At 72.9% G+C, this 17,272-nt stretch carries 13 protein-coding genes; 4 read left to right on the forward strand and 9 right to left on the reverse strand.

What is annotated here, in order from left to right:
* Positions 1-236: 236 nt before the first annotated feature.
* The 4 genes from ACTIDRAF_RS0207010 to ACTIDRAF_RS0207025 all read right to left on the reverse strand — a co-directional run bounded on the left by ACTIDRAF_RS0207010 (position 237) and on the right by ACTIDRAF_RS0207025 (position 5,669).
* Entirely contained in the window at positions 237-2,327 is a 2,091-nt protein-coding gene (locus ACTIDRAF_RS0207010; protein ID WP_016698012.1) for a tripartite tricarboxylate transporter permease, read from the reverse strand.
* A 60-nt stretch (positions 2,328-2,387) separates the two neighbouring features.
* Entirely contained in the window at positions 2,388-3,515 is a 1,128-nt protein-coding gene (locus ACTIDRAF_RS0207015) for a Bug family tripartite tricarboxylate transporter substrate binding protein (RefSeq protein WP_016698013.1), read from the reverse strand.
* Between the two features lie 162 nt (positions 3,516-3,677).
* The gene (locus ACTIDRAF_RS0207020) at positions 3,678-4,805 is read right to left on the reverse strand and encodes a 2-methylaconitate cis-trans isomerase PrpF family protein (protein WP_016698014.1); all 1,128 of its coding nucleotides are present in this window, start codon (positions 4,803-4,805) and stop codon (positions 3,678-3,680) included.
* Between the two features lie 255 nt (positions 4,806-5,060).
* Positions 5,061-5,669, reverse strand: a complete 609-nt coding sequence (locus tag ACTIDRAF_RS0207025) for a malonic semialdehyde reductase (RefSeq protein WP_016698015.1) — start codon at positions 5,667-5,669, stop codon at positions 5,061-5,063.
* Between the two features lie 426 nt (positions 5,670-6,095).
* On the opposite strand from ACTIDRAF_RS0207025, the gene tatA reads away from it, so the two are divergent.
* Together tatA and tatC are read left to right on the forward strand one after the other, a co-directional pair.
* Positions 6,096-6,422: a Sec-independent protein translocase subunit TatA gene (tatA, locus tag ACTIDRAF_RS0207030; RefSeq protein ID WP_016698016.1), complete on the forward strand. Its 327-nt coding sequence runs from the start codon at positions 6,096-6,098 to the stop codon at positions 6,420-6,422.
* A gap of 51 nt (positions 6,423-6,473) precedes the next feature.
* Positions 6,474-7,448 (forward strand): twin-arginine translocase subunit TatC, encoded by a 975-nt coding sequence (gene tatC / locus ACTIDRAF_RS0207035; RefSeq protein ID WP_016698017.1) that lies wholly within the window; start codon positions 6,474-6,476, stop codon positions 7,446-7,448.
* Positions 7,449-7,902: 454 nt separating this feature from the next.
* Here tatC and ACTIDRAF_RS0207040 read toward each other — a convergent pair whose 3' ends face one another.
* The 4 genes from ACTIDRAF_RS0207040 to ACTIDRAF_RS0207055 all read right to left on the reverse strand — a co-directional run bounded on the left by ACTIDRAF_RS0207040 (position 7,903) and on the right by ACTIDRAF_RS0207055 (position 14,549).
* On the reverse strand, positions 7,903-10,266 hold the full coding sequence (locus ACTIDRAF_RS0207040) for an HAD-IC family P-type ATPase (protein ID WP_016698018.1): 2,364 nt from the start codon (positions 10,264-10,266) through the stop codon (positions 7,903-7,905).
* 226 nt (positions 10,267-10,492) lie between these two features.
* Positions 10,493-10,891: a ChaB family protein gene (locus ACTIDRAF_RS0207045; RefSeq protein WP_016698019.1), complete on the reverse strand. Its 399-nt coding sequence runs from the start codon at positions 10,889-10,891 to the stop codon at positions 10,493-10,495.
* A 113-nt stretch (positions 10,892-11,004) separates the two neighbouring features.
* Positions 11,005-12,135, reverse strand: a complete 1,131-nt coding sequence (locus ACTIDRAF_RS0207050; protein WP_039786207.1) for an acetate/propionate family kinase — start codon at positions 12,133-12,135, stop codon at positions 11,005-11,007.
* Complete coding sequence (locus tag ACTIDRAF_RS0207055; RefSeq protein WP_016698021.1) at positions 12,132-14,549, reverse strand: phosphoketolase family protein; 2,418 nt, start codon at positions 14,547-14,549, stop codon at positions 12,132-12,134. Before ACTIDRAF_RS0207055 ends, ACTIDRAF_RS0207050 begins: the two co-directional genes overlap by 4 nt.
* A gap of 235 nt (positions 14,550-14,784) precedes the next feature.
* Here ACTIDRAF_RS0207055 and ACTIDRAF_RS0207060 point away from each other — a divergent pair, with 235 nt between their 5' ends.
* Both ACTIDRAF_RS0207060 and surE read left to right on the forward strand, forming a co-directional pair.
* A complete protein-coding gene (locus tag ACTIDRAF_RS0207060) occupies positions 14,785-15,717 on the forward strand; it encodes a PfkB family carbohydrate kinase (RefSeq protein WP_016698022.1) in 933 nt (310 codons plus the stop codon).
* Positions 15,718-15,882: 165 nt separating this feature from the next.
* Positions 15,883-16,674, forward strand: a complete 792-nt coding sequence (gene surE, locus ACTIDRAF_RS0207065) for a 5'/3'-nucleotidase SurE (protein ID WP_039786208.1) — start codon at positions 15,883-15,885, stop codon at positions 16,672-16,674.
* A 182-nt stretch (positions 16,675-16,856) separates the two neighbouring features.
* Here the strand turns inward: surE and ACTIDRAF_RS27685 are convergent.
* Positions 16,857-17,272: hypothetical protein (locus tag ACTIDRAF_RS27685; protein WP_039786201.1), on the reverse strand; the 416-nt coding region annotated here is incomplete at its 5' end.

Raw genomic sequence — 17,272 nt, forward strand, 5'->3', positions numbered from 1 at the left:
CCCCTGCCACGTCCCGCCGAGGGCGCTCCCGCCCGCGGCGCGTCGGGTCCTCCGCGCGTGCCCGCCAGGAGCACCGGCACGTCGGCCCCCCTTCGCCGCGGCCGGTGGCTGCGTGCGCACGTCCTCCGCCCTTCGTCGTGGCCGTCAGCCGAGACGCCGAGACGGCCAGACACCCGGACGCCGGGACGGCGGGGCGGCGGGGCGGAGTGCACCGCCCCGCCGCCCACAGCGGGTCGTCAGGCGAGGAAGGCCGGGGTGAACCAGCCCATCGGCATGCTGATGTCGGCGAGGACCTGGAGCAGCACCAGCATGGCGACCACCACGGTCGTGTAGATCGCGATCGGGACGGCCCGCATGGACGCGACCCGCCACAGGAACAGCGGCACGAACACGGCGGCCGCGAGCACGGCACCGATCACCCAGGTGATGGCGAGGAACAGGCACAGCCAGCCCAGGGCGTGCGCCGTCCACTTCACCTCGGTGCGCCACTCCGCGTCGCGCCCGCGCTCCTCCCGCCACCGCCGGTACTCCTGGACGCCGACGACGAGGGCCAGCAGCACCCCGATGCCGGCGACCAGCTGGGGCACCAGCCTGGCGTCCTCGCCGAAGCCCTGGCTCATCACCCAGGCCCCGCCGAAGACCACGAGGAAGACCCCGGCGAGGGACATCGGCCAGTAGGTGCCCTTGAACGTCGGTCCGGGTTCGCTGATGACCGGTTCGGCGGCCTCGGCGTCGCCGCCGGTGGTGGCCTCGGTCGGGCGCTCGCCCTGGTCGTCGGTGTCGGTTCCCGAGCCCGTGGCGCCCGGGGACGTGCCCTCGGAGGCGGCGCCGACCGAGGCGGGGGCCGCGTTCCGCTGCCGCCGGGCGCGCAGCAGCGCCTTGACGAGCTTGAAGAGCAGCGGAGCCAGCAGGATGGCGATCATGACCACGACGCCCGGCCTGGTGAGCCACTCGGTCGGCTCGTACAGGCTCTCCGTGAGGAAGTAGTACCGCTCCAGCGGGATGCTCAGGACGAATCCGATGAGGAAGGGCGCCCTCGGGTAGTCGCACATCTTCATCAGCCAGCCGAACACGCCGAGCAGCAGCATCACCTGCATGACGCCGAACTCCTGCGAGGCCTGGAAGGCGGCGACGAACATGATGACGACCAGGCCGCCGGCCAGGACGGGGAAGCGGATGAAGCTCAGCCGGGCCAGCGGTGCCGCGAGCAGGAAGCACAGCGCCGCGCCGAGCACGGCGGCCAGGGCGAAGGACCAGACGATGGTGTAGACGAGGTCCAGGTCCTGGGTGATCAGCCGTGGCCCCGGTTCGATTCCGAAGACCAGCAGCGCTCCCAGCAGCAGGGCGGCGGCGGCGCTCCCCGGGATCCCGAAGAGGAGGGTGGGGATCAGGTCACCGGCGGCGATCGAGGTGTTCGCGCCCTCCGGTGCGGCGATGCCACGCGGGTCGCCCTTGCCGAACCTCCGCTTGTCCTTCGAGGTGGCGATGGCCTGCCCGTAGGCGATCCAGCTGCCGGCGGTCGCCCCGATGCCGGGCAGCACGCCGGCCCAGACGCCGACGAGCGCTCCGCGCAGCACCTGCCCCCAGTGGGTCAGGACGTCGCGGAACCCGCGACCCCAGCCCCCGCCGATCCCCGTCTTGGAGGCGACGCTGGTCTTCCTGGCGATGAGCGCGATGATCTCGGCGATGCCGAAGGTGCCCAGGGCGACCGCGACCAGGTCGAGCCCCTCGGTCAGGAACAACGAGCCGAAGGTGAACCGGTACTCGGCCGCCGCGGGGGCGGCGCCGATCTGGCCGATCAGCAGCCCGAAGGCGCCGGCCAGCAGGCCCTTGGCGACGTTGCCCCTGGAGAGCAGGGCGGCGAGGCTGATGCCCAGCACGGTGAGCATGAACAGCTCCGGTGAGCCGAACATCAGCACCAGCGGGCGCGCCAAGGGGATCGCCAGGGTCAGGCCGATCGCACCGACGAGACCGCCGACCATCGAGGAGACGAAGGCGATCGACAGCGCCCGCGCCGCCTGCCCCTGTTTCGCCATCGCGTGACCGTCGAGCGTCGTCACGGTCGCCGAGGCCGATCCGGGGACACCGATCAGGACGGCGGTGATGGTGTCCGAGGTGTGGATCACGGCGGTCGCGCCGATGATGAGGGCGAGGGCCTGCTGCGGTTCGAGGACGAAGACGAACGGCAACAGGATGGCGACCGCCCCGGTGCCCCCGAGCCCCGGGATGATGCCCATGACCAGACCGGCGAGGACGCCGGAGATCAGCATGAGGATCATCTGCGGATCGAGGAAGCCCCCCAGCGCGGAGGCCGCTGCGTCGAGCATGGTGGAACCGCCTGTCTGTGTGTTCCGTGGAGACGGTGTCGGGTTCGGGACGAAGGCCGGTCAGGAGCCGGCGATGACCGTGCCGTAGTTCTCGGCGAGCAGGTCGAGGACGTACTCGCGCACGGAGTCGTCGAGGCGCAGGGCGTTGCGCACCGACTCCTCCACCTCGTCACCGGGGTAGAGGGGGTAGCCGCCGAGGACCTCGCGGCCCTGTTCGAGGAACGTCTCGTCCTGTTGGAGTTCGCGCACCGCGTCGAAGACCGGGCGCACGACGGAGTCCGGGGTGTCGTCGCGGACCCACAGCCCCTTCTGGTAGGAGAACCCGGCGGCGAGGAAGGTCTTGTAGGCGTCCCAGCCGGGGCCGGAGGGTGGTTCGCCGTAGTGCTCCTCGTACACCTCGGGCACGGTTGGCAGGTCCGGCACGTTCGGGTCCCGCACGACCTCGCCGGCGTCGTCGAGCTGCCCCAGCGACATCAGGGGGACGGCGCGGCCCTCGTCGATGAGCGGCTGCACCTGGGTGAGGAAGCCGGACGTCGTCTGGTAGTCGACGTTGAGCTCGCCGCGTTCGATCGCCAGCCGCGCCGGCCCCCGCCCTTCGAAGCCGAAGGTGGAGGTGACGTCCAGTCCCAGCACCTCGAAGGCGAGGACGGCGCTGAGGTCGAGGCCGGTGATGCTGATCCCGCCGTACTGGAGGGGCGTCGAGGGGGTGAAGAGGTCGTCCACCGACGTCACGCCACCCTCGACCGAGCCGTAGATGACCCCGCCGGAGCCGTTGATGACGAGGGGGCGCATCTCGCCGAAGTCGAACTCGACCTCCGGGCGCCCCAACAGGTACTGGAAGTACGTGGTGCCGGAGGACACCAGGACCTCGGAGCCGTCGTTGCCGGCGCTGCGCGCGTACCGGTTGGAGCCGATGATGCTCTCGCCGCCGGGGGCGTTCTCGGGGACGAACCTCGTGCCCGTCTCGATGTGCGCGCCGAGGTGGTTGCCGATGAAGCGCCCCCAGACGTCGGTTCCGCCTCCTTCGGCGTAGGGGATCAGGACCCGGACCCGGGACGGGAGCGAGTCGCCCTCGTGGGCGTCGGCCATCGTCCCGTGGGGGTTGGGTGTCGCGCAGGCCGCGCCAAGCAGGGCGGCCGTGGTGAGGACGGCCAGGGGGGCGCCCCAGCGTCGGAAGAGCCGCGTCATTGCGTCTTCGACCTCCAGGAGAAGGGGTGGGTGTGGCGAAGGGCGGTGGGTGTGCGGGATCGCCGGCGCGACCGGTGTTCCGGGGCCAGCCGGGAACACCGGTCGTGCCGGTGCGGGGAGGTGTTTCGACGCGCCGCCGGTCGGGCGGCGTCGGCGGAGGCGCTAGACGTGCACCTGGCCGGCCATGAGTCGCCGGGCGGTGCGGAAGACGCTGACGCGGTCGACGGTCCAGCCGTTCGCGGTCAGGTGGGGTTGGGCGGCGACGGCGAGGGTTCCGGAGGGGTGTCCGATGACGCGTTCCGCCCCGCCGCCGTCCGGGGGTAGTTGTTCGGCGACGACCGTGCCCTGCACGCCGGCGGCGACGGCCAGGCAGATGCCGGCGGTCACCGGGAGCGCGCGGTGCACCTGGCCCATGGACAGCGCCGCCACCCGGAGGCTGGTGGTGTCCGCGTCGACGGTGCTGCCGTCGGTGGCCGGGTAGGTGGTGGGCGGGCCGACGAGTGCCAGTTTCGGGACCGCCCTGAGGGTGGCGGCGGCCTCCTCCTGGTTGGCGGCCAGTCCCATGCGCACGGCTCCGGTGGTGCGGGCGTGCTCCAGCCTGGCCAGCAGGTCGCCGTCGGCGTCCAGTTCGTCGGGGGTCTCCCGGCCGGTGAGTCCGAGGTCGCGCCAGCGGACCAGGACGAAGGGGTTGGCGGCGTCGACCAGGGATACCGGGATCTCCCCGAGCCCGGGCACGTCCAGGGTTTCCTGGGGGCGGCCGGTGGGGAGGAGGGAACCGGTGCGGGAGCCACCGGGGTCCAGGTAGTCGAGCTGGATGCGCGAACCGGTCCCGGGGATTCCGGGGATGGCGAAGTCGCCGGTGGGGTCGAAGCGGCCGTCGCTGGTGGGGACCTCGGCCACGATGATCTTGCCGGTGTTGGTGTTGTGGATGCGGACCCGGGTGGTGTCCGTCCCGGGGGTGACCAGCCCCTCGTCCACGGCGAAGGGGCCTACCGCCGCGGAGAGGTTCCCGCAGTTGCCGCCCCGGTCGACCACGGCGGTGTCGATCGAGACCTGGCAGAACTCGTAGTCGACGTCGGCGCCCCGGGTGCCAGGGCCGATGATGGCGACCTTGCTGGTGCTGGAGGTGGCGCCGCCGAGCCCGTCGATCTGTCGACCGTGGGGGTCGGGGCTGCCCATCGCGCGGAGGATCACCTCGTCGCGGGCGGCGGGCTCCCGGGGGAGGTCCCGCTCGTGGAAGAACAGGCCCCTGCTGGTGCCGCCCCGCATGATCACGCTGTTGACGAGCACAGCTTCCTCACCCCCGTACCCCGATGAACGCAGATTGCATACATCTTGCATGTAGTCCGGATGGGTGTAAAGACTGCGCTCGGAAAAATGCGCACGAGGCCCTGAGGGCCTGGTTGACCAGGTGTTTCCCTCTCAATACACGACAACGGCCGGTCCGATCAATGGATCGAACCGGCCGTTCCGGACACCGTGCGCGAGTCGCACGTGAACGTGTCCCCGTCGTGACCGCCTCAGCGCGGGCGGTGTGGTAGTGCCTCAGACGGAGCTGACCACCTGGTCGTACTCCAGTCGAGGCAGTCGCGGGTACCACGCGTCGGGGCCGGGGCGCCCGACGTTGACCACCGCGAGCACCCGGTGCGTGCCCCCGGGGAAGAAGTCACCCTCGATGCCGGCCGCGTCGAAGCCGGTCATCGGCCCGGCGGCCAACCCGGCCGCGCGCACCCCGAGGATGAAGTAGCCGACCTGGAGGGTCGCGTTCAGCCGCGCGGAGGCCTCCCGGCCGGCCGGGTCGGCGAAGAGGTCCTTCGCGTTCGGCGCGGGCGGGAACTGGCTCGGCAGGTGCTCGTGGAAGTCGGTGTCGGCGGTGAGGATGACGGCCAGCGGCGCGCGGGCGGTCTTCTCCTTGTTGCCGTCGGACATGTGCCCGACCAGGCGCTCCCGCGCCTCGGGCGACCGCACGAGCGTCGCCCGCAGCGGCTGCTGGTTCATCGAGGTCGGCGCCCACTTCACCAGGTCGTAGATGGCCCGCACCTGCTCGTCGGTGACCGGCTCGTCGGTGAAGGTGTTCGCGGTCCTGGCGGCGCGGAACAGCTGCTCCTGGCTCTCCGGGGAGATCGTGATGTGTGGTGTCGTCGTGGCCGTCATCGGGTGGCCCTCCTGGGTTCGGGTCGTGGCGGCGGCGGGGCGGCCGCCGTTGTTCCGACCAACAAGGTAGAGCGTTCAACTATTTCGGGTGTGGGGCGGATCTCCTCGCGGCGAGGGGAACATCGGTCCGGCCCGCGCCGGTGGTCCCGGTCGTCGTCCTGCGCGCATCCGGTTGGTGCGCTTCCTTCCCCTCCGGGAGGATCGGCGTCGACCTTCCCGGAGGGAGGCCACCGCAGGGTGACGCCGCCGGCACCCCGGGTGTCGGTATCCGCGCGGTCCGCGCGTCTCGAGCGGGCCGACGAGGGGGCGGGGGCGTGGGGCGCGCCCGTTCCGAATGGCGCATGGGGGCCTAAGGTGTCCCCTGGGTCTCGTGAAATCGGGGTCTGGCTGCGTAACATCGGCCGGTAGTGAGAGAGGAGGTCCACCATGGGTGGAATCGGAGGATGGCAGCTCCTGATCATCGTTGGCGTTCTGGTGCTGCTCTTCGGCGCCTCGAAGCTGCCGCAGATGGCCAGGTCGCTCGGCCAGTCGGCGCGCATCCTGCGTGCCGAGACCAAGGGCTTCAAGCAGGATGACGAGGCGGCCCAGTCCCAGGACCAGGCGGCGCAGCAGCAGCAGCCGGTGGCGCAGCAGCCGGCGCAGCCCGCTCCGCAGCAGCAGATCACGCCCGGCGAGCCGGTCGTCGCGCAGCCCGTCGCGAACGCGCAACCGGTCCAGCCCGAGCAGCAGAGCACTGACGACAGCCGCCGCTGATCACGGCCGGCGTTCACGGAAACGGCGGGGCCCCCGGTCGTGGTTCGAGGATTGAAGGCACTGCGCCTGGTCAGGACGCTGAGCAGGTTCCGGCGTCGCGGGATCGGTCGCAGGTGGGGACGGCGTGCCAACCCCGACGGCACCATGCCGTTGATGGAGCACCTGTACGAGCTGCGGTACCGGCTCACGGTCGCCTTCGCCGCGCTCGTGGTGACCACGGTGCTGGGCTTCCTGTGGTTCACCAACTCGGTGTGGGTGCTGCCCTCACTCGGTGAGCTGCTCACCGCCCCCTACTGCGCCCTGCCCACCGAGATCCGCTTCGAGCCCAACGACGGCCAGTGCCAGCTGATGCAGACGGCCCCCTTCGAGGTCTTCATGCTCCAGCTGAAGGTGGCCTTCGCCGCCGGGCTGGTCCTGGGCTCCCCGATCTGGCTCTACCAGATCTGGGCCTTCATCACCCCCGGCCTCTACGCCAAGGAACGCAAGTTCGCCGGGCTGTTCGTCGGTTTCGCGTCGGTGCTCTTCGCCGTGGGCGCGGTCCTCGCCTACAACGTCGCCCCGCAGGGGCTCCGCTTCATGACCTCCTTCGGCGGCGACCAGTTCTTCACGTCGCTGACGGGTGGGGAGTACATCGGCTTCGTCCTGCTGCTCCTGATGATCTTCGGCATCAGCTTCGAGCTCCCCCTGCTGGTGGTGATGCTCAACTTCGCGGGGGTGCTCCCCTTCACCAAGATCAAGAGCTGGTGGCGGGGCATCATCTTCTCGCTGTTCTGCTTCGCCGCGCTGGTCACCCCGGGCCAGGACCCGGTGTCGATGGTCGTGCTCGCGCTCGCGCTGTGCCTGCTGTTCGGCGCGGCCAGCCAGATCGCGTGGCTGCACGACCGGCGCAAGGCGAAGAAGCTGGCGGCCGCCGGCCTCGCGGGCGGCGACCTCGACGAGCCCTCCCGGCTCGACCTGACGCCGGGCGCTCCCGAGCAGGCCACGGACAGCAGGGAGATCCGGCGGGACTACGACGACGTGACGTGATCCCACGGGGAGCGGGCGCGCCGCCGACCCCTGCGCGCCGACCCGCCAGCCCCCGCCAGCCCGGACCGGGCGGGACCGTGCACGCGTGCTCGGGCTACCGGGGACCGGCCCAGCGACGCCGGTGCCGCCGCGGGGCCGACCGCCGAGCCGAACCGCCCCGTCCCCAGGGCACGGGACTGGTCGGGTGGTCCCCGCTCGGCCGCGCCCACGGTTCTCGCACCCACGACCCGGCCGGTCCCGAACCCCGCCGCATCCGGCGGAACGCGGCTCCCCGGTCCCACCGGCGCCACTCGTCGAATCCCCGCCACCACCCGTGCCTGGCGGTGGACCCGGCACGTCGCGGTGCCCTGCCGCTCGGACTGGCGCTGACCGGTGGGCAGGACACCGCCGTGGAGCACCGGGCGTCACGGGCACACCCCGGGGTAGCGGTCGGCGGGCCGACCAACGTCCCGCCTCAGCCGGGTCGGGAGCGCAACCACCCGTCCAGCGTCCACGCGAGTTCGATGAGGACCACCGCGACCGCCGCGACCAGCAGCGCCGCGAGCACCGCGCCCACCCCTCCCGGGTCGAGCGCGAAGAACTCCCGGGAGGACGGGAACGCCAGCACGAGCAGGAACACCCCGACCATGCCGGCCACCAGCGCGACCTTCCACCACGTGTAGGGGCGCGCGATGATCACCAGCACCCAGGTCGCCACCACGTAGAGGGTGACCAGGCTCGCCGTGCCGTGCTGTTCGGCGGAACCGTCCTCCCGCCCGGTGACCCACCAGTAGGTCACGAAGGTCGCCGTCGCCGCGACCACCCCGGCGGGCAGGGCGAACCGCATCACCCGGTTGACGAAACCGGGGCGCGCCCGCTCCGCGTTCGGGGCCAGGGCCAGGAAGAACGCCGGCACGCCGATGGTGAGCGCCCCGATCAGCGTGAGGTGCCTGGGCAGGAACGGGAAGGGCACCTGCGCGACCCCGACCATGATCGCCAGCAGGACGGAGTACACCGTCTTGGTGAGGAAGAGGTTGGCGACCCGTTCGACGTTGCCGATGACCCGGCGCCCCTCGGCGACCACGTGCGGGAGGGTGGCGAACCGGTTGTCCAGCAGCACGATCCGCGCCACCGACCGGCTCGCCGGGCTCCCCGAGCCCATCGCGACCCCGATGTCGGCGTCCTTGAGGGCGAGCACGTCGTTGACGCCGTCTCCGGTCATCGCGACCGTGTGCCCCCGGGACTGGAGGGCGCCGACCATGTCCTGCTTCTGCGCCGGCGTCACCCGGCCGAAGACGGAGTGCCCGTCCACGGCCTCGGCCAGCGCCCCGGGGTCGGTCGGCAGCCCCCGCGAGTCCACCGGCCGGTCCGCGTCCGGGAGGTCCAGGTGGGCCGCCACCGCTCCCACCGACGTCGCGTTGTCCCCCGAGATGATCTTGACGGTGACGTTCTGCTCCGCGAAGTACCGCAGGGTGTCCCGCGCGTCCGACCGGATCCGCTGCTCGAGCACCACCAGGGCCGCCGGCTCCACCACCCCCGGCCCGGCCGGGTCGTCCACCGCGCCGGCGGGCCGGCCCAGCAGCAACACCCGCAGCCCCTGACCGGCGGCCTCGCCGACCTCGATGAGCAGCGGATCGCCCTCGGGCAGCAGGACCTCGGGCGCGCCGAGCACCCAGTCGCCGACCTCGACGAACCGGGCCCCGCTCCACTTGCGGGCGGAGGAGAACGGCACCGTCGCCGCCACCTCCCAGCCCGGGGCTGCGGGGAAGGCCTCCCGCACGGCCTGCAGGCTGGCGTTCGGCCTCGGGTCGGTGGCGGCGAGGCCGGCCAGCACCCGGGCGGGGTCCACGGCCGGGGGGCCACCGCCGACCGCCCGGAGTTCGGCCAGCCGCATCCCGGTCTCGGTGAGGGTGCCGGTCTTGTCCGCGCACACCACGTCGACCCTGGCCAGGCCCTCGATCGCCGGCAGCTCCCGCACCAGGCAGTGCCGCCGGCCCAACCGGATGACGCCCAGCGCGAAGGCGATGCTGGTCAGCAGGACGAGCCCCTCCGGCACCATGGGCACCAGCGCCGCGACCATGCCCCGTATCGCGTCCGGGAGCGTCTCGTCGGCGAGGGTGAACTGGCTGTAGATGATCAGCGCGCCCGCCGGGACCAGCAGGTAGGTGATGAACCGGAGGATGCGGTCGATGCCCGAGCGCAGCTCCGAGTGCACCAGGCTGAAACGGCTCGCCTCCTCGGTCAGCCGGGCCGCGTAGGCGTCCCGGCCCACCCTGGTCGCCTGGTAGTGGCCGCTGCCGGCGGCCACGAAGCTGCCGGAGAGCACCCGGTCGCCCGGCTCCTTGACCACCGGGTCGGCCTCCCCGGTGAGCAGCGACTCGTCGACCTCAAGCCCGGAGGCCGTGGTGACGACGCCGTCCACGACCACCTGGTCGCCCGCGCCGAGTTCGATGACGTCGTCCAGCACCACCTCGGCGGGCGGCACCTCGCGGGTCCGGCCGTCCCGCACCACCCTGGGGCGGGCCTCGCCGATGATCGCCAGCCGTTCGAGGGTCCGCTTGGCCCGCAGCTCCTGCACGATGCCGATCGCGGTGTTGACCACGATGACGAAACCGAACAGGCCGTCCTGGATGGGCCCGATCACCAGGATGATCGCGAACAGCACCCCGATGATGGCGTTGAACCGGGTGAGGACGTTCGCGCGGACGATCTCGGCGACGCTGCGGCTGGCGCGGGCGGGCACGTCGTTGGTGCGGCCCTCGGCCACCCGGGTGGCCACCTGCTCCTCGGTCAACCCCCGCAGCGGATCGACGGTCACGCTGCCGGACTCGTCACTCATCCACACCCCGTACGCACCGGAGCCGCCGCCTCCGAGTGCCGCTGGGGGAGCTGGGCGCCGGGAGTGCCGTCGGAGCTACCGGCACGGGTCGGGGTGCGGGGCTGTCACAGGTCTGGCTCGGCCCGGGAGGACCTCCGCTGCCGCATTCTGCCCGAGTCGTCCGGTCGGCGGAGGCGACATCCCCGCCCCGAACGGGTGATGCGGCCCCGCTCGGGGGTGGCCCGCCTCAGCGCCGTGCGCGGGCCGTTTCCCGGGCGTTGGTCCGCTCGATCGCCCGCACCAGCTCGCTCTTGCTCATCTTCGACCTGCCGGGCAGGTCCAGCTTCCTCGCCACCTCGTAGAGGTGTTCCTTGGTCGCGTTGGCGTCGACGCCCGACCGCGAGCGCCCACGCGAACTGCTCGCGCCCCGGCGGGCCCGCGAGTCCGAGGGACCCCGTTCCGGCTTGGCCTCCCAGTGGTCGCCCACCTTCTCGTAGGAGTGCTTCAGCGCGGCGTAGGCCACCTGGTGGGCCCGCCGGCCCTCGCCGTAGCTGTCGATGGCCGAGTCGTGCGCCTTCACCCAGGTGCGCTGCGCCTTCTTGGGGGAGCGGCGCAGCGTGTCCGGGAGGCTGTCCCAGCCGGGCATCGGTACTCACCTCGATCTCGTCGGTCGGACCGTCGCCGGTCGTCACCCCTTGAGGACGACCGCTTCTCCGCCGGGCGTACCCGGGTGGTGAGCCCCGAAACGTCCACGATCACTCACCGGGAGGGCAGCCCGTCGACGACCCGGGCCGTCTCGACCGCGATGCCCAGTTCCTCACGCGGTTCGACGAGGAGCACCGGCACGGGGGCGTCCTCCGCCGACACCAGCCCGTCCTCGCCGCGGTTGCCCGTCGCCGGCTCCTCGACTCCCAGGGCGACCAGCCGCCGGCACACCGCCGCGCGCACCTCGGGCTGGTCCCAGCCGATCTCCCCGGTGAACACGAGGGCGTCCACCCGTTCCAGGCTGGTGGCGGCGGCGGCCAGCTCACGGCTCACCCCCCGGGCGAACACGTCCAGCGCCAGCGCGGCCGCGCCCTCGCCCGCCTCCGAGGCGCGGACCAGGTCCCGGGTGTCCGCCGACAACCCGTCCGAGAGGCCCAGCAACCCCGAGCGTCGCCGCAACCCCTCGTCGAGGTCCTCCCACGGCAGGCCGGCGCCGTCCCGGCTGGCGAGCCAGAGCAGCAGGCCCGGGTCGACGCTGCCGGACCGGGTGGTCATCGGCATCCCCTCCAGCGGGGTCATCCCCATCGAGGTGTCCACGCTCCGCCCGTCGCGGACCGCGCTCACCGAACACCCACCGCCGAGGTGGGTGAGCAGCAGCTGGTCGGCGGGTCTGCCGAGGTCGCCGAGCAGCGCGGTCGCCCGGCGCAGCGCCCAGCCGTAGGACAGCCCGTGGAACCCGTACCGCCGCAGCCCGTACCGCCGGGTCCACTCGGCGGGCAGCGGGTAGGTGGTGGCGACCTCGGGCAGCTCGGCGTGGAACGCGGTGTCGGGGCACCACACGTGGGGGTGGTCGGGCAGCTTGGTCAGCAGGGTGTCCACCAGGTGGAGCGCGGCGGGCACGTGGGACGGGGCCAGCCCCGCCGCCGCCCTGACCGCCGCCACCGAGGAGCGGTCCACCAGGGTCGGCGCGCGCACCTCCGGTCCACCGTGCACCAGGCGGTGGCCCACCCCGGCGACCTCGGCCGGGTCGACGCGGGTGAGGAAACCGTCCAGCTCCCGCTCCGCCTCGGCGCTGCCCGGTGGGCGTTCCACCGCCGCCGAGTCCACCACGCGGGGTTCCGGAAGCTCCACCAGGTGCAGTTGGAGGCTGGAGGAGCCGGTGTTCACCGTCAGCACCCTGGTCACGCCGACCACCTCCACTCGGTGAACTCCGGCGCGTCGGCCCCCTCCTGGTAGGCGTAGCGGCGCAGCCGGTCGCGGTCGCCGGCGAGGGATTCGGCGAGTTCACCGCCCGCCGAGGACCAGCCGCTCGCCCGGGTCAGCGCGTCGGCGGCCAGGTCGTAGCGGCTCATCCGGTTGCTGACGAGCAGGTCGAAGGGCGTCGTGGTCGTGCCCTCCTCCAGGTAGCCGTGGACGTGCACCCGGTCGCTGACCCCGCGCCCGTGCAGCACGTCGTGCACGGCGGAGGGGTAGCCGTGGAAGCCGAACACGACGGGGACGTCGGTGCCGAAGCAGCGGGTGAAGTCGGTGTCCGACATCCCGTGCGGGTGCCGGTCGCGCGGCGAGAGCGAGAGCAGGTCGACGACGTTGACCACCCGAACCCGCAGGGACGGAGCCTGGCGGCGCAGCAGCCACGCGGCGGCGAGGACCTCGGTGGTGGGGATGTTCCCGGCGCAGGCCAACACCACGTCGGGCTCGGCCGGGTTCGCGGCGCCGTGCCCGTCGTGGCAGGCCCACTCCCACACCCCCGCCCCCGCCCGGCAGTGCCGCTCGGCGGCGGGCAGGTCCAGCCACTGCGGGCCGGGCTGTTTGCCGGCCACCACCAGGTTGATCCGGTCACGCGACTCCAGGCAGCGGCGCATCGTGACCAGCAGGGTGTTGGCGTCCGGCGGGAGGTAGACCCGGCTGACCGAGGCCTTCTTGGTGAGCAGGTTGTTGATGAAGCCAGGCCCCTGGTGGCTGTAGCCGTTGTGCTCCTGGCGCCACCCCTCGCTGGTCAACAGGTAGTTCAGGCTGGCCACCGGTTCCCGCCACGGCACCTCGGCCGACATCTTGAGGAACTTGGCGTACTGGTTGACCATGCTGTCCACGATCGAGGTGAACGCCTCGTAGCAGGGGAAGAGCCCGTGCCGACCCGTGAGCAGGTATCCCTCCAGCCAGCCCTGGCACAGGTGTTCGGAGAGGACCTCCAGCACCCGCCCGGCCCGGCCGAGGTGTTCGGCGTACTCGTCGACCGGCCAGGTGTAGGCCCGGTCGGTGACGTCGAGGATCGCGCCGAGCTTGTTGGAGACCAGTTCGTCCGGGCAGACGACGCGGAAGTCCCGGGTCTCCTCGGTGCGGCGCACCAGGTCCGCCAGCCAGGCGCCGAGCACCGGGGTGGCGCCGACGGTGGCCCCGCCCGGCTCGGGGACGTCGACGGCGTGCTCCTCGACCGGGGGCAGCGGGAGGGGGCGGAGCAGCCGTCCCCCGTTGGCCTCGGGGACGCTGCCCAGGCGGAGGTCCCCGTTCGGGGGCACCGAGATGACGTCGGAGCGGGGGCGGCCGGCCTCGTCGAACAGTTCCTCCGGCCGGTAGGAACGCAACCAGCGTTCCAGCAGCCGCAACTGAGCCGGATCGTCGTGGACGTCGTCCAGCGGGACCTGGTGGGCGTGGAAGGTCCCCGCCAGTGGTGTGCCGTCGACGTCGTGCTCCGGCGCGCCCCACCCCTTCGGGCTGCGCAGCACGATCATCGGCCACACCGGCCGGGACAGTGCCCCCGCGCCGCGCCGGTAGCTGGCCTGGACCGTCCTGATCTCCTCGTGGGCGCGGTCGAGGGTGGCCGACAGCAGGGCGTCCGGGTCGTCGGTGCTCTCGACGTCCACCAACAGGGGGGACCAGCCGGCGCCGGCGAGGTAGGCGATGACCTCCTCGTCGTCCATCGTCCCGAACACGGTGGGCGAGGAGATCTTGTAGCCGTTGCGGTGCAGGACGGGCAGCACCACGCCCCCGGTGACGGGGTCCAGGTACTTCGAGCCGTGCCAGGAGGCCGCCGTCGGCCCGGTCTCGGCCTCACCGTCACCGACCAGGCAGGCCACCAGCAGGTCCGGGTTGTCCATGGCCGCGCCGAACGCGGTGGACAACGCGTAGCCGAGTTCGCCGCCCTCGTGGATCACCCCCGGGACCTCGGGGGAGAGGTGGCTGGGGAACCCACCGGGCCACGAGAAGCCGTCCACGAGCCGGGCCAGCCCCCGCCCGTCCCGGGACAGGGCCGGGTCGTGGTCCTGGTGGGTGCCCTCCAACCAGAGGTTCGCGTGGACCGCCGGCGCACCGTGGCCGGGGCCGGTCACGAGCAGGGTCCGCTGACCGGTGCGCCGGACCAGCCGGTTCAGGCCGCTGTAGAGGTAGGTGATCCCGGGGCAGGTCCCCCAGTGGCCGAGCAGCCTCGGTTTCAGGTGTTCCCGGCGGAGCGGTTCCCGCAGCAGGTGGTTGCCCCGCAGGTAGATCATCGCGGCGGCGAGGTAGTCGGCGGTGCGGCGGTAGCGCCGCAGGCTCGCGCTGTCGGGCGGCGCGGCGTCGTCGGGGGTGCGGATCGCGGGCACCGCGTGGGTGGTGGCCGTCATCGTCGCGGTCTCCTCCCGGTGTGGCCAGGCGTGGTCGTCGTCGACACCCGTCCGGGTTTCCCCGTTCGGCTCCGGCTATGTGCCGTGCCCGGCATCCGGGTGCGAACGGAGTAGTGGGAGCCCTCGTCCGGTGCAACGCGGTGCGGGTCGGCTGCGCGGCGCTCCGCCCCACGCGCACGGCTCCGCGTCGCCCCGGGGCGGTTTCCGCGCCGCCGGCCCGGGGTAGGTCGACAGCATGAGCGACGCCGTGATGATCTTCGCGCCGTCGCCGCAGCTGACGGTGACCATCGAGGACCGGGGCGGCCGACCGGACATCCACCTCCACCCGGGTGGGCAGGGTGTCTGGCAGGCCAGGATGCTCCGTTCCCTCGACGTGCCGGTCCGGCTGGTGGCCGGACTGGGCGGGGAGATCGGCCAGGTGCTGGCCAGCCTGATCAGCGGCGAGGGAATCGAGCTCACCGGGGAACGGATCTCCAGCCAGAACGGCGGGTACGTGCACGACCGCCGGGGTGGTGGGCGGGTGGAGATCGTGGAGTCACCCTGCGATGCCCTGGGACGGCACGAGGTCGACCGGTTGTACGAGTCGGCGTTCACCGAGGGGCTGCGCAGCCGGGTCGCGATCCTCTCCGGGCCGGCGGGCGAGCACGTGCTCCCCACCGGCGTCTACCGCAGGCTGGCCGCGAACCTGTCGGCCACCGGCTGCCAGGTGCTGGTGGACCTGGCCGGGCCCCGGCTCGACGCCAGCCTGGAGGGCGGCGTGGACCTGGTGAAGATCAGCGACCAGGAACTCGTCGCCGACGGCCGTGCCGCCAGCCTCGAGCTCGGGGACATCCGACGTGGCATGGAAGGCCTCCGCCGGGCCGGCGCCGACACGGTGCTGGTGTCGCGGGTCGGCCACCCCTCGCTCGCGCTGGTCGGCCAGCGCTGGTACGAGGTGGAGGTGCCCCAACTGGACGCCGCCGACCCCCGGGGTGCGGGCGACTCGATGACGGCGGGCCTGGCGGCGGGCATCGCCAGGGGAGGCTCGGTGATGGACGCCATCGCGCTCGGCGCCGCCGCGGGGGCGGTCAACGTCACCCGCATGGGGCTGGGCACCGGCGGCGACGAGGCGATCCTCGCGGTGTCGGATCTGGTCGGGATCCGCCCCGTCGAGGAGGCCACGCCCTGAGGGAGGTCGTGTGCTGAGGAGGTCGCGTGCTGGTCGGGTCGCCGCCCGCCAGGCTCCGGGGCGGGCGTGGTGCGGCGGGAACCGGAGTGGAGGGGCCGGGCCCGGGCGGAGTGCGTCGACGGGCGCGGCGGACGGAAGCAGGCACGGACGCGGAGCGGGACGGTGATGAGGGTGCGGGTGCTGGTCACCAACGACGACGGAATCGGCTCTCCGGGATTGCACGCGTTGGCCGGGGTGGCGGTCCGGGAGGGCGCGGAGGTGACCGTCGCGGCCCCGGCCCACGACGCCAGCGGCAGCAGCGCCGCCATGACCGCCCACGTCCGCGACGGGGCGGTCTCCTCGGACCGCGTCGACCTCGCCGCCCTCCCCGGGGTGCCCGCGTACTCGGTCGGCGCCCAACCGGCGTTCATCGTCTTCAGCGCCCTCCAGGGCGCCTTCGGCGATCCGCCCCAGCTCGTGCTCTCCGGCATCAACCGGGGGCCGAACGTGGGGCGGGCCGTCCTGCACTCGGGAACCGTCGGTGCCGCCCTGACCGCCGGCCTCGGCGGCGTCAGCGGCATCGCCGTGTCGCTGGACGTCAGCCCGGAGGACGAGTCGGCCGGCCTCGACGAACCGCACTGGGAGACGGCCGCGGACGTGGTGCCCGTCGCGCTCCGACACCTCCTCGCCGAGTGCGCCGCCGGCACGGTGTTCAACCTGAACGTGCCCAACGACGTGGGGCCGTGCGACTCGTTGTACCGGGCCCGCCTCGGCCATTTCGGTGCGGTGCAGACGCGGGTGGAACGCGGTGACGACAGCGAACTGCGGATGACCACGATGGTCGGGGAACCCGACTTCGCGCCCGGGACGGACGCCGCGCACCTCGCCGCCGGCCGGGCCACCATCACCGCGCTGCGGGGCATCACGGAGTCCGGGGAGGCGGGGCTGCCGGCCAGCATCGCCCTGCCCGCGCGCTGACACCGGCTCGGTCCGCTCCCCGCCACCGCTGCTCCGCCGAGCAGGGCTGGTGCCCTCGAACCGGCCACCTGGTCGCCGGTTCCTGCCGAGGCCGTGCGCCTGGAGGACGGTGGCCGATCCGGCCACGGGGCACCCGCCGCCGTGCACGACGTCCGATCCCGGTGCCGGTGCTGGGAGTCGGATCAGGGCAGGGGAGAAGCGGTTCGGTCGGTTGGTGCCTGGCCGGCGGCGCGGGCGAGGAGCGCGCCGGCGGCCTCCGGGCGGATGAGCGGGGGATCCTCGGGGCGGGTGGGCTGCCAGGTGGTGGGCAGGGCCCACCGCCGTGGTTCCAGCCCGGGGGAGGCCAGGGTGAGCAGCTTGCCCCCGAGGCCGGGCAGGCAGGTGACCATCAGCGAGGCCACCAGTTCCGGCCCGGTGGTCAGGACGGTGGCCACCGCGTGGGCGTGGGCCACCACGAGTGCTCCGGCCAGGCGGCGAGCCTGGACGGGGGGAATCCCGAGGGGCTGGGTGGGGGTGTCCTCGGGGCGCAGGACGACACCGAGCGGGCTGGCCTCCACCCGCAGCGTGGTCGCCTGGTGGCCGGCGGGCCACCAGGCCA

Origin of the sequence: Actinoalloteichus spitiensis RMV-1378 (assembly GCF_000239155.1) — a bacterium.
In the GTDB taxonomy this organism is placed as follows: Bacteria; Actinomycetota; Actinomycetes; order Mycobacteriales; family Pseudonocardiaceae; genus Actinoalloteichus_B; species Actinoalloteichus_B spitiensis.

What these genes read in the sequence shown, in the direction of transcription:
- ACTIDRAF_RS0207010 (WP_016698012.1), bottom strand. Translation starts at nt 2,327, where the DNA reads ATGCTCGACGCAGCGGCCTCCGCGCTGGGGGGCTTCCTCGATCCGCAG.
- ACTIDRAF_RS0207015 (WP_016698013.1), bottom strand. Translation starts at nt 3,515, where the DNA reads ATGACGCGGCTCTTCCGACGCTGGGGCGCCCCCCTGGCCGTCCTCACC.
- ACTIDRAF_RS0207025 (WP_016698015.1), bottom strand. Translation starts at nt 5,669, where the DNA reads ATGACGGCCACGACGACACCACACATCACGATCTCCCCGGAGAGCCAG.
- tatA (WP_016698016.1), top strand. Translation starts at nt 6,096, where the DNA reads ATGGGTGGAATCGGAGGATGGCAGCTCCTGATCATCGTTGGCGTTCTG.
- ACTIDRAF_RS0207040 (WP_016698018.1), bottom strand. Translation starts at nt 10,266, where the DNA reads ATGAGTGACGAGTCCGGCAGCGTGACCGTCGATCCGCTGCGGGGGTTG.
- ACTIDRAF_RS0207045 (WP_016698019.1), bottom strand. Translation starts at nt 10,891, where the DNA reads ATGCCCGGCTGGGACAGCCTCCCGGACACGCTGCGCCGCTCCCCCAAG.
- ACTIDRAF_RS0207055 (WP_016698021.1), bottom strand. Translation starts at nt 14,549, where the DNA reads ATGACGGCCACCACCCACGCGGTGCCCGCGATCCGCACCCCCGACGAC.
- ACTIDRAF_RS0207060 (WP_016698022.1), top strand. Translation starts at nt 14,785, where the DNA reads ATGAGCGACGCCGTGATGATCTTCGCGCCGTCGCCGCAGCTGACGGTG.
- surE (WP_039786208.1), top strand. Translation starts at nt 15,883, where the DNA reads ATGAGGGTGCGGGTGCTGGTCACCAACGACGACGGAATCGGCTCTCCG.